Origin of the sequence: Serratia fonticola, from assembly GCF_001006005.1 — a bacterium.
GTDB lineage: Bacteria > Pseudomonadota > Gammaproteobacteria > Enterobacterales > Enterobacteriaceae > Chania > Chania fonticola.
The window spans coordinates 1,883,564-1,904,614 of record NZ_CP011254.1 but is presented as its reverse complement, the minus strand read 5'-3'; the positions used below and the strand labels follow the sequence as shown (position 1 = coordinate 1,904,614).

The 21,051-nt window shown below is 49.9% G+C and carries 17 protein-coding genes and 1 tRNA gene; 7 read left to right on the top strand and 11 right to left on the bottom strand.

Features of this window, described 5'->3' with window-relative positions; all coding sequences use genetic code 11:
* The first annotated feature begins 234 nt into the window (after nt 1-234).
* The 4 genes from WN53_RS08395 to WN53_RS08380 all read left to right on the top strand — a co-directional run bounded on the left by WN53_RS08395 (nt 235) and on the right by WN53_RS08380 (nt 4,189).
* On the top strand, nt 235-1,287 hold the full coding sequence (locus WN53_RS08395) for a DUF6387 family protein (protein WP_024483235.1): 1,053 nt from the start codon (nt 235-237) through the stop codon (nt 1,285-1,287).
* A gap of 124 nt (nt 1,288-1,411) precedes the next feature.
* A complete protein-coding gene (locus tag WN53_RS08390; RefSeq protein WP_024483236.1) occupies nt 1,412-1,642 on the top strand; it encodes a helix-turn-helix transcriptional regulator in 231 nt (76 codons plus the stop codon).
* Between the two features lie 445 nt (nt 1,643-2,087).
* The gene (locus tag WN53_RS26780) at nt 2,088-3,104 is read left to right on the top strand and encodes a YagK/YfjJ domain-containing protein (RefSeq protein WP_024483237.1); all 1,017 of its coding nucleotides are present in this window, start codon (nt 2,088-2,090) and stop codon (nt 3,102-3,104) included.
* Between the two features lie 59 nt (nt 3,105-3,163).
* Complete coding sequence (locus tag WN53_RS08380) at nt 3,164-4,189, top strand: hypothetical protein (RefSeq protein ID WP_024483238.1); 1,026 nt, start codon at nt 3,164-3,166, stop codon at nt 4,187-4,189.
* Between the two features lie 182 nt (nt 4,190-4,371).
* Here the strand turns inward: WN53_RS08380 and WN53_RS08375 are convergent, their stop codons facing one another.
* From WN53_RS08375 to WN53_RS28615, 8 genes are all read right to left on the bottom strand, one after another.
* Nucleotides 4,372-5,223 (bottom strand): hypothetical protein, encoded by an 852-nt coding sequence (locus tag WN53_RS08375; protein WP_024483239.1) that lies wholly within the window; start codon nt 5,221-5,223, stop codon nt 4,372-4,374.
* On the bottom strand, nt 5,220-6,968 hold the full coding sequence (locus tag WN53_RS08370; RefSeq protein WP_024483240.1) for an AAA family ATPase: 1,749 nt from the start codon (nt 6,966-6,968) through the stop codon (nt 5,220-5,222). Before WN53_RS08370 ends, WN53_RS08375 begins: the two co-directional genes overlap by 4 nt.
* A 1-nt stretch (nt 6,969) precedes the next feature.
* The gene (locus WN53_RS08365) at nt 6,970-8,973 is read right to left on the bottom strand and encodes a restriction endonuclease subunit S (protein ID WP_024483241.1); all 2,004 of its coding nucleotides are present in this window, start codon (nt 8,971-8,973) and stop codon (nt 6,970-6,972) included.
* On the bottom strand, nt 8,973-10,754 hold the full coding sequence (locus WN53_RS08360; RefSeq protein ID WP_024483242.1) for a class I SAM-dependent DNA methyltransferase: 1,782 nt from the start codon (nt 10,752-10,754) through the stop codon (nt 8,973-8,975). Before WN53_RS08360 ends, WN53_RS08365 begins: the two co-directional genes overlap by 1 nt.
* A gap of 109 nt (nt 10,755-10,863) precedes the next feature.
* Nucleotides 10,864-11,103: a type I restriction-modification enzyme R subunit C-terminal domain-containing protein gene (locus WN53_RS27140; RefSeq protein ID WP_235166931.1), complete on the bottom strand. Its 240-nt coding sequence runs from the start codon at nt 11,101-11,103 to the stop codon at nt 10,864-10,866.
* A gap of 675 nt (nt 11,104-11,778) precedes the next feature.
* Entirely contained in the window at nt 11,779-12,993 is a 1,215-nt protein-coding gene (locus tag WN53_RS08350) for a tyrosine-type recombinase/integrase (RefSeq protein ID WP_024483244.1), read from the bottom strand.
* A complete protein-coding gene (locus WN53_RS08345; protein ID WP_051346228.1) occupies nt 12,980-13,432 on the bottom strand; it encodes an Arm DNA-binding domain-containing protein in 453 nt (150 codons plus the stop codon). Before WN53_RS08345 ends, WN53_RS08350 begins: the two co-directional genes overlap by 14 nt.
* Nucleotides 13,433-13,588: 156 nt before the next feature.
* A tRNA-Sec gene (locus WN53_RS28615) sits at nt 13,589-13,683 on the bottom strand.
* Between the two features lie 174 nt (nt 13,684-13,857).
* Between WN53_RS28615 and WN53_RS08340 the strand changes: the two genes are divergently transcribed.
* The 3 genes from WN53_RS08340 (at nt 13,858) to WN53_RS08335 (ending at nt 16,068) form a co-directional block, all read left to right on the top strand.
* Nucleotides 13,858-14,442 carry a DJ-1/PfpI family protein gene (locus tag WN53_RS08340; RefSeq protein WP_024483246.1) on the top strand — a complete coding sequence of 195 codons (585 nt, stop codon included), beginning with the start codon at nt 13,858-13,860 and terminating at the stop codon, nt 14,440-14,442.
* Between the two features lie 506 nt (nt 14,443-14,948).
* Nucleotides 14,949-15,113 carry a hypothetical protein gene (locus WN53_RS28610; protein ID WP_158645273.1) on the top strand — a complete coding sequence of 55 codons (165 nt, stop codon included), beginning with the start codon at nt 14,949-14,951 and terminating at the stop codon, nt 15,111-15,113.
* Nucleotides 15,114-15,123: 10 nt separating this feature from the next.
* Nucleotides 15,124-16,068, top strand: a complete 945-nt coding sequence (locus WN53_RS08335; RefSeq protein ID WP_024483247.1) for an Rpn family recombination-promoting nuclease/putative transposase — start codon at nt 15,124-15,126, stop codon at nt 16,066-16,068.
* A gap of 366 nt (nt 16,069-16,434) precedes the next feature.
* Here WN53_RS08335 and WN53_RS08330 read toward each other — a convergent pair whose 3' ends face one another.
* From WN53_RS08330 to WN53_RS08320, 3 genes are all read right to left on the bottom strand, one after another.
* The gene (locus WN53_RS08330) at nt 16,435-17,787 is read right to left on the bottom strand and encodes an amino acid permease (protein WP_024483248.1); all 1,353 of its coding nucleotides are present in this window, start codon (nt 17,785-17,787) and stop codon (nt 16,435-16,437) included.
* 80 nt (nt 17,788-17,867) lie between these two features.
* A complete protein-coding gene (locus WN53_RS08325) occupies nt 17,868-20,186 on the bottom strand; it encodes an Orn/Lys/Arg family decarboxylase (RefSeq protein ID WP_024483249.1) in 2,319 nt (772 codons plus the stop codon).
* A 121-nt stretch (nt 20,187-20,307) separates the two neighbouring features.
* The gene (locus WN53_RS08320) at nt 20,308-20,997 is read right to left on the bottom strand and encodes a helix-turn-helix transcriptional regulator (protein ID WP_024483250.1); all 690 of its coding nucleotides are present in this window, start codon (nt 20,995-20,997) and stop codon (nt 20,308-20,310) included.
* Nucleotides 20,998-21,051 lie beyond the last annotated feature (54 nt).

Below are 21,051 nucleotides of genomic sequence, written 5' to 3'. Positions count from 1 at the left end.
GCTTGCAGGGTGTTTTTTATGCCGTCCGACTCTCCGCGGGATGCGTCCCCCCCAGAGATTGACAGCCTTGGCTGAGACACTTTTCCCAACAAAATGGCTTTTTTCAAACATCCCCTCCGACTGCTACGGCTATTTCTGCTATCTGTAGCAAAAATAGCTGCCAAATGTCAGATAACCTGATGTTAAATAACATGGATGAATAACACACTGTTTGATTACGACTAAGGGGGGAGTATGAGCATAAAAGATCAGGCATCAAAGGCTAGGCAACAAGCGGAACTGAAAGTAGATCCTGTTCCTTCCAAGTACCTTTATCTTCAATGTTTACAGAATGCTGGTTCATTTGAAAAAGAAGCAGTCCCTAAAGATGTCGAATGGTTCAACATTCGACACTATGATCTTGTTCAGCATATGCCACTGGGAGAGTTATTAACCGAATTAACGGATCGTAAGGGGCTGATAGACACCCATACATTACGCCATGCACCTGCCGACCACGTGTTTAGTCATATGTACAGGGACATCGTCACTGGGCATGTGCTGGTGAGTCACTACCTGAACAAGGAGCCAGCGAAATTTGCTGCGCCTTCTTTAAATATTTGGGATGCCGATAACAAGAAAAAACGGAGAATGGAGCAAGAAGCCTGGGAGTCAGGTCGCCAGCCGAATATGGATAAAGAAGGCAGCTCGGTAGTAAGACCACTCATAGTCAGTGACGTCACAGAGTTCAACCATCGACTAACTGAAGCAAGAGACGGCTATTCACATCACAAGTTGTTTATGCAACCAAAACGCATAGATATTTGTGATGCCTTGGCAGATCACTTGTGGCCACATGCTCCTACCCTTTACTTTGCGGTCACCCCACGAAACGTAACCGATGATGTACTCATTCAGTCTTTCAAGAAGGCATTGCGCGACGCACGCAAACGTTACGATATCAGTGATGGTAACCTTGGCAAAATCAAACCGATGACCGTCCTGAGGATTATAAAACTGTTTGAGTTAAACATATTGCCACTGGTTGACCTTCTACTTTGGCAATTGAAGGAAGGTTGCCATCTGCCGCTTGTATGGCTCTACAACACACTAAAGCGCCCTGACAGTAAAACCCCCTTCGATTCTTCAAACTTCAAGAGAATTTACCTGGGTTATTTTGAGCAAATCTTCTTCTACGACGGATTGGACAGTTTGCGACTGGCTATTGCAGAGAATCCGATTTTGGGTAGAACAGCGGTAGCACAAATAAAAGCCAAACCCGAGAAATACAAGAATAAACAATCGTAACGCAATGAAAAATAACATAGTAATTTTATATTAATCACTTTGTACCGCCTTAATGAAGCATTTTGCCCTTACTCTTATTTCACACACAAGGGGTAAATTACCCCACAACAAAGAGGGCAATACCATGAAGAACCAACTCATCCAAAATGACCAGGCCAGTCGCCTGGTCGACATGAAGTTCATGTGTGCACAATCTGGCCTGTCAAAGGCTTATTTCTACAAACTTGTCGCGGCTGGGCTGTTGCCAAAGCCGATCAAGTTTGGTCGCGCCAGCCGCTGGCCGTACAGCGATTATCAGGGGCTTGTGGCCAAGCTGGAAGCCAACCGCACCTCCGTTGCTGACCAGACAGATTAATGGCTGATGCCTGAACTGTCGGTGAGTTCTTTCACCTGATGTGCACTAACTTGCCACAACGGTATTAACCCGGGGATACCGTCCATGGCAGGGAAATCGCTCAATCGTTCCAACACGCTGTCATGCCATAGACCCCATATGGAAAATGGTGAGTTCAGGAGCTTATATTATTGATATTAATAGTTAATCAATCATAACCAGATGTACTTAGTTGAAAGATAACACTGACTGGTCAATCCATTATGAGTGAGTTGCTGTCACTCTGACATTACGCGTTAGAGAGCCTGTTCAGGCTGGCAAGTGTGAATCATTAAAGAGTTACCCATTTAACTGCAGTCTCTCCCCTGTTGTGGCAACACCACAACGGTAGGCGTTCTGCACCCGTAAATCACGGTTCCCTTTATTGACCATCACTAATAAAGGGCACTCTAAGGAATGAAACATAATGAATGACGATGATTTGGCACTGCTGGAATCAACCAGCATGCACCACCCTTACAGTGATACCAAGTTACTGGTAACACCAGATTGGGATCTGCTGAAAATACAACTGCGTGTATTGTTTTTGCTGCATAAGCTGATGGTTTCTGAACAAGCCATCTTCAATCTCCGGGGAAAACTGACGCTGGCAGGGCGTTACCTGCAAGAATTGTTGCAAATAATGCCCAGCCTAATCGCTGCTGTCGGTGAATACCAGCGGTTGCATCCAACCATCGAAGCTTTCCGCCAAGGAATGGAACACTGCGGTTTTGTATTGCCTCTCACTCTGCTTGCAGGCACTCGGCAAGACATTGCGCTGTTAGAACATTTCCTGAACGAGTTTCGTACCACCGCCAATTCAGTCAAGCATCAACGCCAGTTGCGTAACTTCCAGCGTGCAGCCAATAAGAACCTGCGTGGCGCACTGGCCTATGTCGATGGCTTATTCGAACGCCGTAGCCGTTTATCCGTGGTGCGGCTGGATCTCTCTTATGAGAAAACCGTAGCGAAATCCATCACAGCAACCCTCACGCGGTTGCATCGCAAACGCCTGTTTAAACGCGTGCAATCTCACCCGCTATTCAAACACTGTGACGGTTACCTGTGGAAACTGGAACGTGGCCTGCGCAAAGGCTTTCATTACCACGCCTGCTTTTTATTTGATGGCAGCCGAATCCGCAGTGACATCTTGCTGGCGCGCCGCATTGGTGAGTACTGGAAGCAGAATATCACGGGTGGCACGGGGCTCTATTTCAACTGCAATGCCATCCAGCATACCTATACGCATTCTGGCATTGGTGATGTTCATTACCTCGATCAGACCAAACGAGCCGCATTGCGGAAGGCGATTACCTATATAACCAAAGTCGACACTGCCGTCCGCCTGGTTCTACCGGGGAATGCACGCACATTCGGGCGCGGAGAACGCTTTGTACAGCTTGGGGCCAAGCGTGGCAGACGCCGCCAGCCTCCACACCAATGACCACGACCGCTGTACGACCAGCGTAATAACTCACATTTATCATTTTTAAGGTATTTGATATGAATAATCACAACACACTGATTTCCAATAAATTAGATAGCCATGTAGCCCACTTGATACTGTCGACGAGCAAGAATGCAGAAAACGCACCGACTAACACTCGATGGCTGACAGAAGATTATGATCGCCTGACTGGACCTATTTTTCTTTTGAATCTGATAGCTCGTGCCGATGCAAAAGCGTTACTGAAGATCTACAGACGTTTACAGCTTTTGATGAATACCTGGAAAGGGCTGCGTATTTTCCCCCCAACGCTATCGCGTCTTGCTGAACTGGCAGCACAGGCAGAACAAAGTATCCCTGTTGATAGTGATGTTGATTCTGAGTTGCTCCAAAGCATGGCAACAATATCCGATTCACTGCGGTCTGATGAACATAAACGGCGGGTGGCCGAGTGGTTATGGGCAAAAGACAGAAATCTGCGCATTGGGCTTGCGGCACAATCGGTGATCAACACCAGCTACCCCTCTTTTGTCGCTGTTGGCGTTGAGCTGGCCTACGCTGATGCAGATACTCCACTGGAACGAGTGGTGCAGGATCGCCAACAACTCTTGAGCGAATTGCGCAACATACTGGAATTTGAGCATTGCGCAGGGGCATACTGGTATCTGGATTATGGCCAACAAAAAGGCTATTACCTGCATAGCACGTTTTTCTTCCCCACTGAGGAACCGAGGATCGGGCCTATACTGGCGAAACGCATCGGCGAACACTGGCAAACCACGGTGACAAAAGGTGATGGCTGTTACCATGCCAATACCCATGTGCAAACCGAGTATCAGTATCCTGGCTGCCTTTTCGTACAACAAGGCGATAGCGATATGCTTAAGCAGTTAGAATGGTGGTTGATATGCATGACCTGTGTGGATGAATTCTTCCCATTGGCGTTGCCTGAAGGGCAACACGCATTCGACACACAAGCCTATGTCTATTATTTACGCTCACAGAGTGACTGGACGGAAACATCCCTCTACGAAGCCGAAATGATGAACGAGTGGGTCGAGAAATTACGCAAAAAAGCGTAGCGCGTTAGCGGGTGAACTGTACCACTACGGTAAGAATGCTTGTGGAAATGTGGTGCAGTTCACAATTAATGTGAAAAATCTGTTAAATAAGGTCTACGAGCATTTTCAGCTGCATACAGTACAAAAAATTTTGTTAGCAGTGCCTTTACCAAACTCAGGGAGACTAGAGTTTGGCCTTCGCCTCACCCTACCAATCTGGAAAGCTGTGGATCGTTGCGCAGGCGAACACACCATTTCGCCACTGCTGAAAGCTCAGTCTCAGGCTTGGTGAGACAGAGTATGTCACGTGCCGCAGTCTTCACTTGCTCACGGGCAGCCGCAGAGGTTCGTGCCTTCGTGAGTGCTTGAAGGTATTTATTAATCAGCTTTGTGGTGTTTTGCCACACCTTCCGTCGCTCCTCAGCTAAAGCTTGGTGTTCAGAGAGTTTTAAGCGATCTACAGTACGCCACACTCGTACATAATCCCAGCGTGGAATACCAGGAGCAGGAACGGCCTTCCCCTCCTCATCGAAAGCAAGCAGAGTCACGTCGTGGGCATTAGTCGGGTCAAGAAAGTGTGGAATTTCATCTCCTTCACAACGAGACACATAGGTTGAACACGGTGAGCCATGGCGAAGAGGGAACCATGCGCCTTTCTTTCGATTAGGTACTGTGCCAGCAATTCGAAAGTTCATGTAGTCGAAGGCCAACCACCAATACCCATCTCGTTCTGGTCCCTTGGCGTTGCGAGCAGCTTTCTTCGGACGAAAATGTTCCACATCTAAATGTGATGCAATATCACGTGCTTCGGTAAACCAACATTTTCCGCCTGACAGAGCAAGAAGCCACGGCTTCAGCTTTCCCCAGTGCCCGCTGTGCTTATCGATCAATTCATTACGTTCTTTGAGCTTGCCTGCAGTATTGAGTTTGGCAAGTTCGCTTATCAGACGTTCGGATTCTATCAGCCAAGCTTCCCAATCAGCTTTTTTCCAACGAATATCAGGAGGTAAATCAGCATCAGTTGGCAGCTTGTTTTCTAAGTCGATGAAGATCACTGGTTATCCTCCTCACGTAAGATTTCATCGATAATAGCGTCGGCTATTATATCCTGCTCTATCTGTTCCTCAGGCGTAAGAATTGGTTTGTGGAACCTAGTGTGTTTGGCCATTCGTCGTACAAACTTGGCATAGAACGGATCTTTGAAATCCGCATTTGAAAAACCTAAGTCTGCCAACTCCGCACTCAAACGGCGTAATTCATCATCTTGCTCAGGGATTCTTTCATCGAGTGCAAACAGTTCATTGCGCCGAAACAAGCGGCGCTCGGTTTCGATATCCAGTGTGGACGACAAACCAAATAATTCGCTCTTGAGTAACCCCGTTACGCCCATCCCTTGCGGATGCTCGTCAGGTGTATCGACCAGCGTGCGATTACCATCGCGACGTAGTATGTGTACCTGTTCACGCTTCAGACTGCCCACCATCATGGGGTCATGGGTAGTGATGATTATCTGCGACTCGCTTTGTACCAGCGCTGCATCATCGGAACTCAGCACACCTTCAATATCGTCGAAGTAGCGCAGCTTCCAGATCGGGTTCAGGTGGGTGTCGGGTTCATCAAGCAGGAACAGGCATTGGTCGTCACGGGTGATGCGCATCAGGCCCAACACGGTGAGCATTTGCAGCTCGCCTTCTGACAGATGGGTGAAGCTTACCTTGCCGCCGTGTTCATCGCGCTTCTTCACCGTGATGCGCACTTCTTCGATCAGGTCACCAATGTAAGCCCCCTCGGCGTAGCGGAAAAAACTGTCGGTACTGCCGACCAGTTCGCCAAGTAGTTTAAGCTTCTCCTGACTTGGCACGAAAAGGTACAGCTGCTTCTGTTTTTCGGTGCGACCACGGAAGTCGATCTGTTTGGTCGCCTCTTGCTCAATCGGAGCCCAAGCCACTTGCCACAGCTTGTCGAGGAACTCGCTCACCACATTGCCACGCGCATACCAGAAGCGCGGGTCGCCTTCGTTCAGTTCCTGTTCGTCAAACTTGCCACCGCGGCGCTTTTCTCGCAGGCGATGCGGTTCTTTCAGCACGAACAGTGCGGACTCCAGCGACTCAATGTGCAGGTTCTTCAGCACCTTCTGAAACACTGGGTCGTCAGACAGTAGGCAGGCCAGCAGCACCAGTTGGCTATGGCCACCACGACAGTAAAACAGGCGGCGCAGGCGGTCGTCACCTGCTTGTTTCAGCCGCGACTCGCGGCGGTGTTTGGCTTCTTCGACAGCGCGAATATCTGCCTCGGAGCCGGTAAATTTTTCCAGCAGTTGCTCAGACAGCACTTCATCTGTAGTGATTTCCTGGCGCTGGTTGAAGCGGCGCTGGTGTTCTTGAAACAAGGTTTCGATACGCTCGTTGCGGCCCGAGTAATAGGCAAAAATATGCGCAGGCAGCAGCTCACGGTTTTTCAGCAAATAGCCCTGTGATTCGGCTTTACCGTCCACCCACACATAGGGGCGCTTCTGCTTGGCGGTATCGGCCTCAATGCGCACAACATGACCACGAATGCTATATTCCAGCGTGTAATCGAACGCCGATTCGCGGTCCAGATCCACATCGCGAAAGAGGGTGATCAGCGCCTCGATCAGGTTGGACTTGCCGGTGCCGTTTTGACCAATCAGGGCGTGGCTACGGATGGGCTTGAGCGGTGCATCTGTTGTACTCGCCGTTGGCTGTAAGTGCGTTGCGAAAGCGATGTCGAGATCGCGCAGATTGCGAAAAGTTGGGATGAGGATGCGCAGCAATTGCATATCAGGCGCTCACCTTGTCGGTTGGTTTTTCACGCACTTCAGCAGGGGCCGGTTCCAGAATCCAACCGTGCACCACTTCTGTTTTCAATTGCGCGTAGAAGGCATCAATCTCACCGCCAAAGCGCTGCCATAAATCCTTGGCACTCATCTCGCCATGGTGACGAGCCAGAATGGTAGCCAACGGCGCTTGGGCTTTGATGTCGGGTGCTGTTCCCAAGCGTAGTGGGGCGATCAGCTCGGTTTGAGGGGCTTTCATGGGTTCCTCTTCTTGTTCGATGGCAATGCCGGTGAGGCTGGAAACAGACGCGGCTGCAGCCTGTTCTGCCAATCTGTTTTTTTTAAACAGACGCTCGCTATAGCTGTCGATAATCTTCATTATTAGTTCAATCTTTTCTAGTATTCGCCGTTGCTCTTCGATTGGTGGTAACGGAATGGTGATTGAGCGGAGCTTGTCTTGGGAAATGTTCATCTGGCTTTCCGCCATACCAGATTTCAGTCGTTCTACAGTGCGGCCGGGTTCACCCGCCGACAAGCAAACTGCAACAAAGCGTGGATTGATGAGATCGTCAACGATATGAAAGCGAATCAACTTATCCGAGATCATCAACCTCGCAGGGGCCGTATCAGCAACACAGCAAATACCTACACGGTTTCTGGGACCAGCTCGTGTGATCAGAATATCCCCAACCTCGATTTGATACTGGGGACGAGGGTCAAGCGATGCAGGTAATTCTTTATGCTCGTGTGGAAGGAAACGTAGAACCTGTACAGCCGTTGTTTTCAACACAGCCCACTTATTTTCATCATCACGAGGATTGGGGAGACAGGCTGGACTCCAACCCGCATCGATAGTGGAAATGGCCTCATCTAATGTAATGCATTCCCAGTGGGCTGGTAGCATCGTTTCTTCGAGTTTTTCTGGCTTGACGTGTTTCTTTCGGGAGAAAGAGCCGTCTGCAATTCCTCGCTCCTTAGCGGTCAGAATCTTTGCTTTTAAGGTGGAAGACTGCTCATCAAGTTGATTTGGATTGCTCAGATAGCCTGATACGGCCAGATCAAGCACTGCCTTTCGCAACTCATCCACATCCTCTGGCGTATGAAACAGCCGCCCGAAGTTGTTAGCCAAGCGCGTCCAGGTGGTTTGCAGTTCATGCGGGCTAGTGCCGCTGGCGACGGCTTGCAGGATGGACTGGCGCAGTGCGTTTTGTAGTTTGCGGCGGGCTTGCTGCTGCGCCTCCAGCTTGTCGCACAAAGCCATCAGCTCATCGACTTTGTCGACTATGCGGAATTGTTCAGCCGTAGGTGGTAATGGCATGGCGCAAAGCGCGAAGTAATCTGTGGGTAAGCGTTTTTGCCCTGCTGTACCAGTCATACTGGCTTCCCCCTTTACCCGAAACAAAGGTGAGCGCAAGAACAGGTACACATAACCAGGGTAAATAAACTGGCTAATTGAGCGAAAAACATGGAATTCTGTGGAGCCAGCACCGATATCATGTTCGAGGCCGGAAACAACAGCTGCTTTACCGTTTTCAAAACAGGGAGTGATTTTTGCCAAAAGAACATCGCCGTTGGAAAAATGGGTATACCCTTTGTGTATTTTTGACCAAGGTTTTATTTCACCTGATATTTCTTTTGAATGTTTTTCAGAAACTCCAGACATGGGAACGAATGTGGCCATGGCCGCTTCTTCGGCTTGGTTGCGTGGATTGATTTCACCAAGATCTAGTAATCGACTCCAGCGCCAATTGAGGGGAAGATCAATGGCTGGTGGAACAAGATTTGATGACTCCAATTTTGGTGAGCGCTTATATTTTTTTCCGGCAATAAGTTGCTGACGGATGCGGGCAACGTTGTTGAGAACATCGTCCGCATCGCTATCTTTTTCATCTTGGCTGGTTAGTCTACCCGTTACTGCAAGTTGATAAATCAATTCTCGCAGCCGTGCAATCCCTTCCGGCGCATGAGCCACATGTCCAAATTCAGCCAAAAATTGTTTCGCGTCCATCAAGCATCCTCACCAGAAAAGTGGTGAGCTAGGGCTGCGGCTAACTCGCTTTTGAGCTGATTTTCGGTTTCCTCAATCTCTCCCAGCAACTTTTTGTATTTGATCAAAAGTTCTTCGGGATCAAGACCTTCTTCTTCTGGAGCATTGGGGTTTTTTAGGTCAAGATTGAAAATCGGCCAATAATGGCGATCACCCGCCGCTTGGGCATCACGTGCTTTTAAGCGTAGGCCCTCACTTTCATAGCGCAAAATTTCAATTTCATCATCAACAGCTTGGCGCTGGGTTTTATCACTGACACCTTTAATGGAATCGCGCATATCACGGATGCGGTTATCCAATACGCTGGCTTTGTTGTTGAGCGCTTCGGCGACATGCCAGTGCGGTTGCGCAACAGCTTCGGCCTGTTCGCGCTTAGTTTTGAAATCCACCTTCCAAGCGAATTCGTTTTCTACGCGGTCGGCAAAGTCGTTTTCCTCCGAGCCCCACCAGTCTCGTTCGGGTTCGAATTCTTCTAGCCGGATGGGTTTAGTTTTGGAGTAGCTCTTGTAGCCCGTTGGGTAGGGGTGTTCGTAAAACCAGATGGTGTCGGTGTGGAAGTATTCGGTGCCATCGTCCATCGAGCTGCCCTTGGTGAAGAACAGCAGGTTGGTCTTGATGGTGGTGTACGGCGCAAAAACGCCTTTGGGTAAGCGGATGATGGTGTGCAATTTGCAGTCGCGCAGCAGCAGTTTTTTCAGCGTGCCTTTGATGCCATCGCCAAACAGAAAACCATCGGGTAACACCACGGCGGCGCGCCCCTTTTCCTTCAACAGTTTCTTGATGATGAGCGCCATGAACATGTCAGCGGTTTCGCGGGTGCGCAGGTCAGCCGGATAGTCGCTGCCCACGCCATCGTCTTCATACCCTCCGAATGGGGGGTTGGTGATAATGCAGTCAACCTTGTCGCTGGCCTTCCACTCGTTCCAGCCGATGCCTAGGGTATTTTTGTGCTCGATCTGGCTGGGAACGTCAATTCCATGCAGTAGCATGTTGGTGGTGCAGAGCAGGTGCGGCAACTGCTTCTTTTCGATGCCGTGGATCAGCTTTTCAATGGCTCCCTTGTCTTCAGGACGCGGTGATTTCATTGCCGCGAGTTGGTTGCGGAAATGCTCTATGGCGGCAGTCAAGAAACCGCCTGTTCCACAGGCGGGATCCATTACTGTCTCACGCTTATCTAGACGAGGATTGACTCTATCAACCATAAAAGCTGTGATGGCGCGCGGGGTGTAGAATTCCCCTGCATTACCTGCGCCTCGCAAATCGTTGAGTAATTGCTCGTACACATCGCCAATATTGGCGCGGATGGTAAAATCGTGGAAATTGATAGCGTCTTCCAGCTTCTCGATCACGGCCAGCATCTGCGGGCCGGATTTCATGTAGTTATTCGCATCTTCAAAGACACTACGGATGACTTTGTGCTGGGAGCTCTTGTTAGCATCAATCTCTTTGAGCGTTGGGAATAACTCGTTGTTGACGAAGCTAATCAATTCACTACCAGCAATTTGTGGTTTCTTTTTACCATCATCACCCGCTATATAAGCTGCCCAGTTACGCCAGCGGTACTTTCCGGGCAAGGGAGAGGTATACGCCGGGTTATCATCCGCCCATTCCTCCTCACGTTGGTCAAACACCTTGAGGAACAACATCCATGTGAGTTGGCCGAGACGCTGTGCATCACCGTCGACGCCGTCATCTTTGCGCATGATGTCTTGAATGGATTTGATGGTACTGCTGAGATTCATCTTTCTATTCGCTTGTTGAGGGCTCGTTGTTTAATCAGGCCTGTTTTTGTTCGGATATGTTGTAGAGAGCCAGTTCCAGCTCCTTCACAGCTTGGGTGTATTGCTCTACTCAACCAAAAATACCCCGCCGGATTTGTGTTTTGCTGCCAAATTGGTCAAATGGTGGTAATTCCAGTACGTTGGCATCCTCTATGTCTTGTACACCATGATCGGCACATTTTTCGAGTAACGCTTCCAGTACCGCCTTGGCTTGCTCACCATATTTGCCGAACACATCACACTTTTTCACGTTGTTGGCTCGTTCACGCCGAGTGAGTGGCTTCTGGTCAAAGGCGACATGGGTGACCAGATCAAAAGCATCCAGTTCGCTGCCGTTAGCGACAGCCTGTTGCAGGATCTCGAATGGTAAGCTCCTTCAACGTTCCGGTGTGTGTGCCTTAGGTGCTATGAATAAGCATCAAATGTTCAAGTTTGACAGAGTACGCATATGAATGGATATTAATCATCCACAGACCTAAATCCGACAAATAAAATGCCCTCCAAAATGCAAGTTTCATGATACAACACATCTGTTTCATCGGCTCGCTGATCTTCCTGTAGGCTTACAGCCAAGAGCCAGTGCATAGACTCTATGTCCCAGTAGCCCGTACTGCTTCCATGGCCTTTTCAGATGTTAACTTACTGTAACTAATATAATAACGTTGTTCTACTTCCGCCGGTCTCCCCCTTCTTTGACCGGTAGTTTTAAACCGACAGAAACACTGTTCTCGAACAGCTTTTGCTTGAAAAACCATTCATGATGCTCTCATACATACTCGCTGATCTCAGTCCAGCCGCGAGCACCAGCGATGACAGCTCAAAGAGAGCAAAACAGGATATCAACGTAGGTAATCAACTTTTGCGCTCTGACGCACATCACGAATGATGCCTAATGCTCCGTCTTAAAAAATAAGTCCCGCGAAAACTAACAGCACTAGCATCATTGCCAGCGCTGTTGGCCTTCTTCAGAAAATACCACTATCAACTAAGCACGACCCCCAAACTCCCCATGCACCACATTCCCATCACGCTCCAAGTTATCCATATAGTCGGCATACCACTGCAGCATCTCACGTCGCCCATCCAGATACTTCGCATGGTTGTATGTACCACGGATGCTGTTCTTATCCACATGGGCAAGCTGCGTCTCAATCCAAGCCGAGTTATAGCCTTGCTCATGCAGGATGGTACTCATGGTGTGACGGAAACCATGGCCAGTCAGACGTCCCTTGTAACCCAACAACTCGATAACCTGATTGATGCTTTCCTTGCTGATTGGCTTACGCTGATCGTTTCGGCCAATGAACACCAAGGGATAGCCACCAGTCATTGGCTTGAGAGAGCTGAACAGTTCGATAACCTGCGTTGATAATGGAACGACATGGGGCCGCTTCATTTTCATCACTTCAACCGGTATGTTCCACAAGCCCTTATCGAAGTCGATATCCTGCCAACGCGCAAATCTCAACTCCTGGGTTCTTACGCCCGTCAGCATGATGATCTTGGTTGCCGTTTTAGTGATGACACTGCCAGTGTAGCCAGATAGGTCTTTGAGGAAATATGGCAGTTCTTGAGCCGTCAGGAAGGGGAAGTGCTCTTTCTTCGGCGTTGCCAAAGCGCTGGCGAGATCGGGTGCAGGGTTGTAGTTAGCTCTGCCAGTGATAATGGCAAAACGAAAAACCTCTCCGCAGCGTTGGCGAACCTTACGCATCTTCTCCAGCGCCCCGCGCTTCTCCATTTTGCGCAGCGCTTCCAGCAACTCCATCGGCTTGAGATCGGCAATAGGCCGCTTGCCGATATAAGGGAAGATGTCTTTCTCGAAGGTATCAATGATTTCATCACGGTAGCGCAGTGACCAGCGGTCGGCCTTAGTCTGATGCCACTCGCGGGCGATGGCTTCAAAGGTGTTCTCCGCATTCAGCTTCTGAGCGAGTTTCTCGGCCTTTTTGGTTTCACTAGGGTCACCGCCTGCCGCCAGGATCTTTTTGGCTGCATCGCGCTTTTCACGAGCATCTGCCAGTGAAACATCGGGATAAACGCCAAAGGCAAGACGCTTCTCTTTACCGGCAACCCGGTATTTCATGCGCCAGTAACGCGATCCATTCGTTGCCACTTCAACGTATAGCCCCCCGGCGTCACCTAAGCGGTACGGCTTATCTCTTGGCTTTAATGCCCGAACTTTTGCATCAGTTAATGGCATCGTTGTTTCCTCCTGAAAGCAAGAATGCTTTGACGGCCTGAGTTTGCTCTGGCGTAAGCGATAGGGTTTGCTTAGTTGTTTTGATGATCAACCCACCGGGTTCGGTGAGCGAAAGTTGGAAAGCTTGCTTGGTACGTTCCTGGCGGCGTTGTTCCCTCTCCAGAGTTTTATCAATCGCGGGATCATAACCATCTTTGATCTTCGCTCTGGCTTCTTCCCTTAACATGATGGCTTCGCTAATCGTGACAGCAGGGTATGTCCCGAATGCCAGGCTCTTCTCCTTCCCGTCTATGCGGTACTTCAGACGCCAGTATTTTGAGCCTGTAGGCACTACCAGCAGATAGAGCCCCCTACCGATAGAAAACTTGTAGGGTTTGCTACGGGTATCAAGTGACGCTATTGTTTGATTATTAATGGTTTTTATCTGTTTTGGTGGCATGTGATTTTACCCACAGTGGTCGGTTTGCCCAATAGTGCCCCCAGGGGCATATTGATACCAGTAGACTCCTGTTGACTTCGGAATACAAGGAAGGCTTGATACACAAGGGTTTAAAGGGGGTTTAGTTGACGTTGGGAGAGCTCAGAAGAGGTCGAATGGCGGAAGATCACAGGAGTCGAACCTGCCCAGGACCGCTGGCGGCCCCAACTGGATTTGAAGTCCAGCCGCCCCACCGGGGACGAGGATCTTCCTCTAGAACTAGGAAGCAAGTCGCAGATTATAGCGCGAATCCCCCTAGCTGCTAAGAGGGAATTCAAGTTTCCGCGATCCCCTTCGTACACTTGCTCTCCCGCACAAAACTCCCGCCTTTTATCTGCTACCCTAGCCGAGCCCGGGTTATTAACCCGTACATTGCTGGAGATGCTATGACCAAGAAAGTTGCCGTCCTGCTGAGCGAAGGATTTGAAGAGGCCGAGGCGGTTATCGTGATCGACGTGTTACGTCGTATGGAGATAGAGGTAGAGCTGCTGTCCTGCCAGGATAGGCTGGAGCTGCGCAGCTATCACCAGATACGTATGTTTGCCGATGCTCTGTTGGAACGCCGCATGGACCAACTGTACGATGCCGTGGTGATCCCCGGTGGGCCGCAGGCTACTGCCGCAATGGCGGAAAACGAGCTGGTCGTGGAGTTTATCCGCCGCCACGATCGTGCTGCCAAGCTGATCTGCCCGCTGTGTTCTGCCGCCGCTCGCGTGCTGGCTACCAACAAACTGCTGCAAGGCCGCCGTTATGTCTGTTCTGGCGATCTGCATCAGGAGATCGAAGATGGTACCTACGTGGCTGAAAGGGTTGTGGAAGATGGCAATCTGATCAGTGGCCAAGGGTTGGGGGCCGCGTTTGATTTTGCCTTCACCGTGGCCTACCGCCTGACCGGCGATCGCACTACCACGCAAGAGCAAGCCGTACATATCTATCACGAAAACTGGCAAGCCCCACAGGCAGTGCATTAATCGCTACTGCTGCTAACTAGGCGCGGCACAGTTTGCGTTTTCCGGCTCCGATGCCGAAAGCGAAAATTGTTACCGCGCTTTCTGTTTTTTACGGCTACTCCTCGCTATCCAGGTACAACATTTTGATCCCGCTTTTGCTACATTTAGCGGCAACCAACGCATAACAATGACCTGTAACTGTTTTACCAGATTAGCCGAAGCCGTGGTCAGTAATACCACGATCATCTGCACGCCGGTAAAAATCCCCTCTAACCGGCCCATCATTTTTTAACCACGAAAAAGAAATGCGGGAATGAGCTTCACCTTTGGCGAAAATTATTCAGGTTGATGACGATGCGGGTGTTTTTCTGAATTTTTCGGGGCAAATATATTCGACCGTAGGGTCGAAGTCGGTTGAAGAAAACGTGACGTCTCTAATACTTATTCACCTGTAGTGGTCGGTGGTGCATAATTACATCATGTAATGCCTTCACGGGATCTATGCTAAAAAAGAGAGGGAATTCTTTATGGGTATGCCACAAACAAAATCTGAATTAATTTCATATCTTAATAAAAACATCGGTGAATTAATAAATGTCCTGAATACAGGTTCGCCGGAGTTTGCCTCAGATAAATCAATGGAGGGATATGCGAAAAATAATAACGTCAGCTTAAAATCAGTATCGGAGTGAAATGATTATGATGAAAAAGAAAAACAACACGCCAACGCCCCACGATGCCACATGCAGACAGTTCCTGACCCAGCCAGAGGTTGCCCGTGATTTCATGGAACTACACCTCCCGGCAGAGCTGCGTGCCATCTGCGACCTTAACACCCTGAAACTGGAATCAGGCTCCTTTGTGGAAGATAACCTCCGCCAGTACTTCAGCGACGTGCTCTACAGCCTGAAAACCACTGCTGGGGATGACGGTTATGTCCACGTGCTCATCGAACACCAGTCCACCCCGGATCAGCACATGGCTTTCAGGCTCATCAGGTACGCAGTAGCGGCCATGCAGCGCCATCTTGAGGCGGGCCACAAAAAGCTGCCTCTGGTAATACCGATGCTATTCTATACCGGTAAGCGCAGCCCATATCCCTATTCCACCCGGTGGCTGGATGAGTTTGCTAACCCAGAGCTGGCCGGTAAACTTTACAGCGCTGCTTTTCCGCTTGTCGATGTCACCGTCATCCCTGATGACGAAATCGCAGGCCATCGCAGCATGGCGGCTCTGACACTACTGCAGAAGCACATTCATCATCGGGATCTGGCAGAACTGGTGGATAGGCTCGCTCCCATCCTACTGGCCGGATATCTCTCTTCATCCCAGGTAGTATCGCTGGTACACTATATTGTACAGGCGGGCGAAACGTCAGACGCCGAAGCCTTTGTACGCCAACTGGCACAGCGAGTGCCGCAACATGGGGACACACTGATGACCATCGCACAACAGCTTGAACAGAAGGGCATTGAGAAGGGTATCGAGAAGGGTATTCAGCTTGGTCGGCAGGAAGGGCATTCAGAAGGCGAGCGCGATGCTACGCTGAAAATTGCCCGTACCATGCTGCAGAACGGTCTCGATCGCAACACTGTCATGAAAATGACCGGTCTGACTGAAGACGAGCTGGCACAGATCCGCCACTAATCTTATTAGAACAATGTTCTAGCCTTACTGTCGGACCTTGCCAGTAGTCTGAATAGTCGCAAAGGGACTATTTTATGGTGGGACTATTACCTGATGATATAGCAAGGTTTGACAAATAACGGTGGTATGAAGAATTGCCGTGTAGTCTCACCGCCAGATATTACACAAAATTGAACGTAACGCGTTTAATTAAAATGAAAAACTAATACTGGCAGGGTCTTATATCTCCCGAAAAGGGGTGATTCGCTGTATTTTATTTGTCACCGTCATAAAAAGCCTCCCCACCAAGGAGAAGGCTTTGAGATAAAAGAGCCATTCACTGTTGCAGTAATGCCTTCATTGTTACCGCGCTTTCTGTTATTACGGCTACTCCTCGCTATCCAGGTACAACGTTTTGATCCCGTTTTTGCTGCGTTTTGCGGCAACCAGTGCATATAGCGGGATGGTGAGCATCATCATCAATACCCCCCAGAACATGGCATTGCCTCCCGATCCGAACAGGGCAAACAGACTGTAGAGAATGCCAATCACCGCCAATGTGCAGTAGAAAATGAAGCCCCCGCCCTTATTCAAGGATTTGGCCACCATGATGATCGGTAGCGCGACCAGCGCATAGATATAGGGCAGTAAAGAGGCGAACACCGACATCAGCACAATCACCTGAAACTGTTTTGCCAGATTAGGCGAAGCCGTGAACAGTAATACCGCAGTCATCAGCACGCCAGTGAAAATCAGCCCCTTCATCGGTACATCGTTTTTGTTCACCACGGCAAAGAATTTCGGGAATAGCCCCTGCTTCGCGCCAGCTTTTGGGGCTTCAGACTGCAAGATCAGCCAGCCAGAGATCGAGCCAAAACAGGCGATAATGCTCAGTGCGGAAACCACTTCCCCAGCAAATTCACCAAACATATAACGGGCGGCATCGGCAAAGGGGGCGGCGGAATTCACCAATTCACTATGCGGTACTAACCCCATAATCACCGAACAGCTGGTGACATAGCACACGGCGGCAATCAGCAACCCCAATACCGTCGCCTTGGGCACGGTGGATTCGGGGTTTTCCACCTGTCCGCTGGACACCACTGCGGATTCCACACCCAGAAAGCCCCACAAAGCCAAAGACGCGGCGGAGAGGATTGCCGAAGCATCGCTACCCTTGGTGCCATTATAAACTTCGGTGAACAACGCGGGTTTGAACCAGAACCAGCCAATAAAACCGATGCCCAATACCACCACCAGCATGCAGCAGGCGGTGAATGATTGGGAGCGCCCGGCCACCCTTGCCCCCAAAGAAGCCAGAGCGATAAACCCCCAGAGGATAACAATGGCAGTGATCGAGCTGACAAGCGGATCTTTGAGAATGGGGAAGAAATAACTCAGGTAACCCACACCCGCCACCAGCAGCGCCACGTTACCCACCCAGGCGCTGATCCAGTAACAGATGGTGGTCTGAAAGCCAATAAATGGCCCGAACGCGTCGCTGGCATAGGCAATAATGCCACCATCGCGCGGTGTCACCATGCTGTTCTTGGCAAACACCAGCGCCAGGGCAATCACGCCGACAATGGTAATCACCCAGCCAAATAAAGAGATAGACCCGATGCCCGCCAGATTGGTTGGCAGCATAAAGACCCCGGATCCCATCATGTTAGAGGCGGTCACCAACGTCAGGGCGACCAACCCCATTTTTTTCACGGAGGCAGTATTAACAGAAGCCATGATATTTCCCATCATTATTGCGTTGATACACATCTTGAAGAGGGTGCGGATCGCACCCATGGGGATAAAGCGCAGGCCGATTAACGTATGGAAGCGCTGGCAGGCGTTTCTTTTATGCACCGCACCCAATAAGTGCCGTTCTCATCCACTTCCACACCCTGCAGTTCATGTTCAAAGCCGGGGAAGCGCTGGCCGAAGGTCTGCAAGGCCACCAGGTAATCGACGATGGCCCGTGATTCTGATGTCACCTTTTCACCCGGCATGATGAGCGGAATGCCGGGTGGATAAGGGGTTATCATCACGCCCAGCGTGCGGTTGCTTATGTCGGCAGCCTTGACCTGCTCAGTTTGGTCGGAGATCAGGCATTGGTAGGCCTGGGAGGGGGTAAGAACGGGGATGGCCTCTGCAGAACAGGCCAGCTCCAATAGCTCGGCAATTTTCAGTTCGATATTGGCCTGATGGATCGACCGGCATAAATCGCCGATGCCCATGCTGCGATAGGCTGGGGAGCTGGCCGCAACCTGCGGAAGCACCGAGGTCAGCGGGGTATTCTCGTCATAGTGATGTTTAAATATCATCAGCATGTCGATCAGGGTATTCCATTTGCCCTGGGTAGAACCCAATGCAAATAACACCAGAATGGTGTAGTCACCGTTGCGGGCCGGGATAATACGCTGGGTATCCAGGAATTTTGCCACTACCGGCGCGGGGATACCGAAAACATTCATCTTTCCTTGCGCGTTCAGCCCAGGGCAGGTAATGGTGACCTTGATGGGATCCAACATCGCATAACCCTCCGGCAAGTCGCCGAAGCCGTGCCATGCCTCTCCCGCTCGTAGCTGCCAGCAGGTGGGATCGTTGGCTAGCACCTCGTCGGCAACCTGGGTGAAGGGAACCTTTTTGCCCTCCTGCAGCAACGTGCTCGGCTGCCAGACATCGAAGAACCAGCCCTTGTCACTTTTTTCCGCTTTGAGCTTGTCTGCGACGGTCACCAGCGTCTTGCGGAAGCTGATAGCGTCGTGAATAGCTTCATCGACCAATGTCTTACCGGCTTGCCCCTCCATCATGGCGGTCGCCACATCCATCGAGGCAATGATCGGATAGAACGGTGACGTGGTGCCGTGCATCATAAAAGCCTGATTGAAAATGTCGTAATCCACCGGGGCACGTTTGGAATTACGGATATGTATCATCGAGGCTGAAGAAAAGGCCGCCAGCATCTTGTGTGTCGATTGCACGGCATACAGCGTTGGGCCATTGTCTTTATCCTCGGGGACATCCATGGCGAACCGCCCCTGATACAGGGGGTGGAATTTCGCATAGGCATACCAGGCTTCATCAAATTTGATCCGGGGTACCGACTTGGCCAGCTTTTGGGTGACGGCGGTGACGTCATAAATCAGACCGTCGTAAGTGCAGTTAGTGATGATGGCATAAGCGGGGCAGCGGTCTTCTGCCTGATAAGCCAGCACGCTGTCATCGATTTTTTGCTGGATCGCGCTGGCCTCAAACTGATCGGGAGAGATCAAGCCAATAATGCCGAGCCCATTACGCGCAGGCTGGAAATAGACGGGTTTAGCCTGGGTGATGGTCAGCTCATGGTTGACGGACTTGTGGCAATTGCGGTCAACCAGGATGATTTTATCTTTTAAATCAATTGAGTGACCCACTATCTGGTTAGACTGGGATGAGCCCCCTGTCACATAGAAGGTTTTGTCCGCGCCAAACAGTTTGGCAGCTCGCGTTTCCGATTCGCCCGGCGCTCCCTTATGTTCAAGCCAGTCCCCCATTTCTGGCGTAGAGATGCCGATGTCTGCCCGCATCAGGTTTTCACCAAAGTAATTGATAAACTCACGGCCTACCGGGTGCTTAAGATAGGCAACCCCTCCTTGATGCCCCGGGCAATCCCAATAGTAAGGGCTGTCTAACGCGTAACTTTTTAGCGCGGCGAAGTAAGGCGGCAGCAGGTTCTCAATATACTGGCGTATAGCCAGATGAATGCGGCCAGCAATAAACTTGGGTGTATCTTCGCTGATATTGATGTACTCATGGATCTCTTGAATCACCTCCGTCGATAAACGCCCTAACAAAGGCACACTTGACGAAAAGAAGATGGGCACCCGGCTGTTTTTAGCGCGGATCACACGAATAATCTCCTTGATAATGGGAGACCCCTCACCCAGGTTAGCCCCATCACACTCATTAATAATGATACAACCGATACCCGCTTCTTTTCTGGCCATCGCCAGAGCCGTTTCATTGGTTTCAGCGTGGATAAAATGGTAGTTATTTAATGCCAGCACCTCCTTAATCGCATGATAGCTATCATCGACCTGTATTTTATTATCGCGTACAGAAACAATTAATATGGGAAAATCAAGATTGCTTGCATAACTCATTGTATGACCTCTTCTCATCCATGTCATTGAGATATCAACTGGGATGCCAGATGATGAAAGCGAGCATACTCTTGAAGTGCAAACAATAAACTGTACCAAAGGTACAGTTTTAGCAAGATGATTAGCGGATGATATAACAGGGTTTAGAAAATAATGGTGGAATATAGAATTGCCACTGCTTCTTTCTGGCAAAAAATATAAATTCTCTGGTGGTTTCACAATGGACTTTCGCCAGAATGTTACTTTTATGGAACTTTACCGTTCTCAACGTTCTGTTGAGAATATTGGCAATCTCTTTCTCCGCCATGCCTTGTAACAACAGAAAAGCCACGACCCACTCCTTAGCGGATAAAATCTCGGAGGGACAAGCAACGGTTAACTTACCGATGCCATCACCTGAGATAAAAAAACGCGGCGTGATGGAGTGCAGGGGTTTGATATGGCTGATAATACCGGAGCAGTGAGCCTGTTTGTCGTAGTAGGGCATGCGTTCACAATAAAACACGCTGAATATGCGTTTGCTGTCGATAGGGAGGATCCCTACTGCCTCAATCTTCCTCATCTCATCAATAACGCGTTGGTCATGGATGGAGATAAAGGGCTTAAAAGGGGCTAGTGCAGAAGGTCTCCCATTTCCTTCCGGTTTTAGCAATAGGCCATATCTGGCATTGGCATACACAGGCTTTTTATGCACGTCCTTTAAACACCAGGCCTCATCACTAGACTCCCACGCAATCAAAATCTCCAAAGGAATAGCAATAGCTAACGAATTCAATTTCGCAATAATACTTTCGGTACTGACACGAGACATTTTCCCACCTTCAATCCTTGGTGCCATTATTCGCAATGCAAATGGCGACATAGT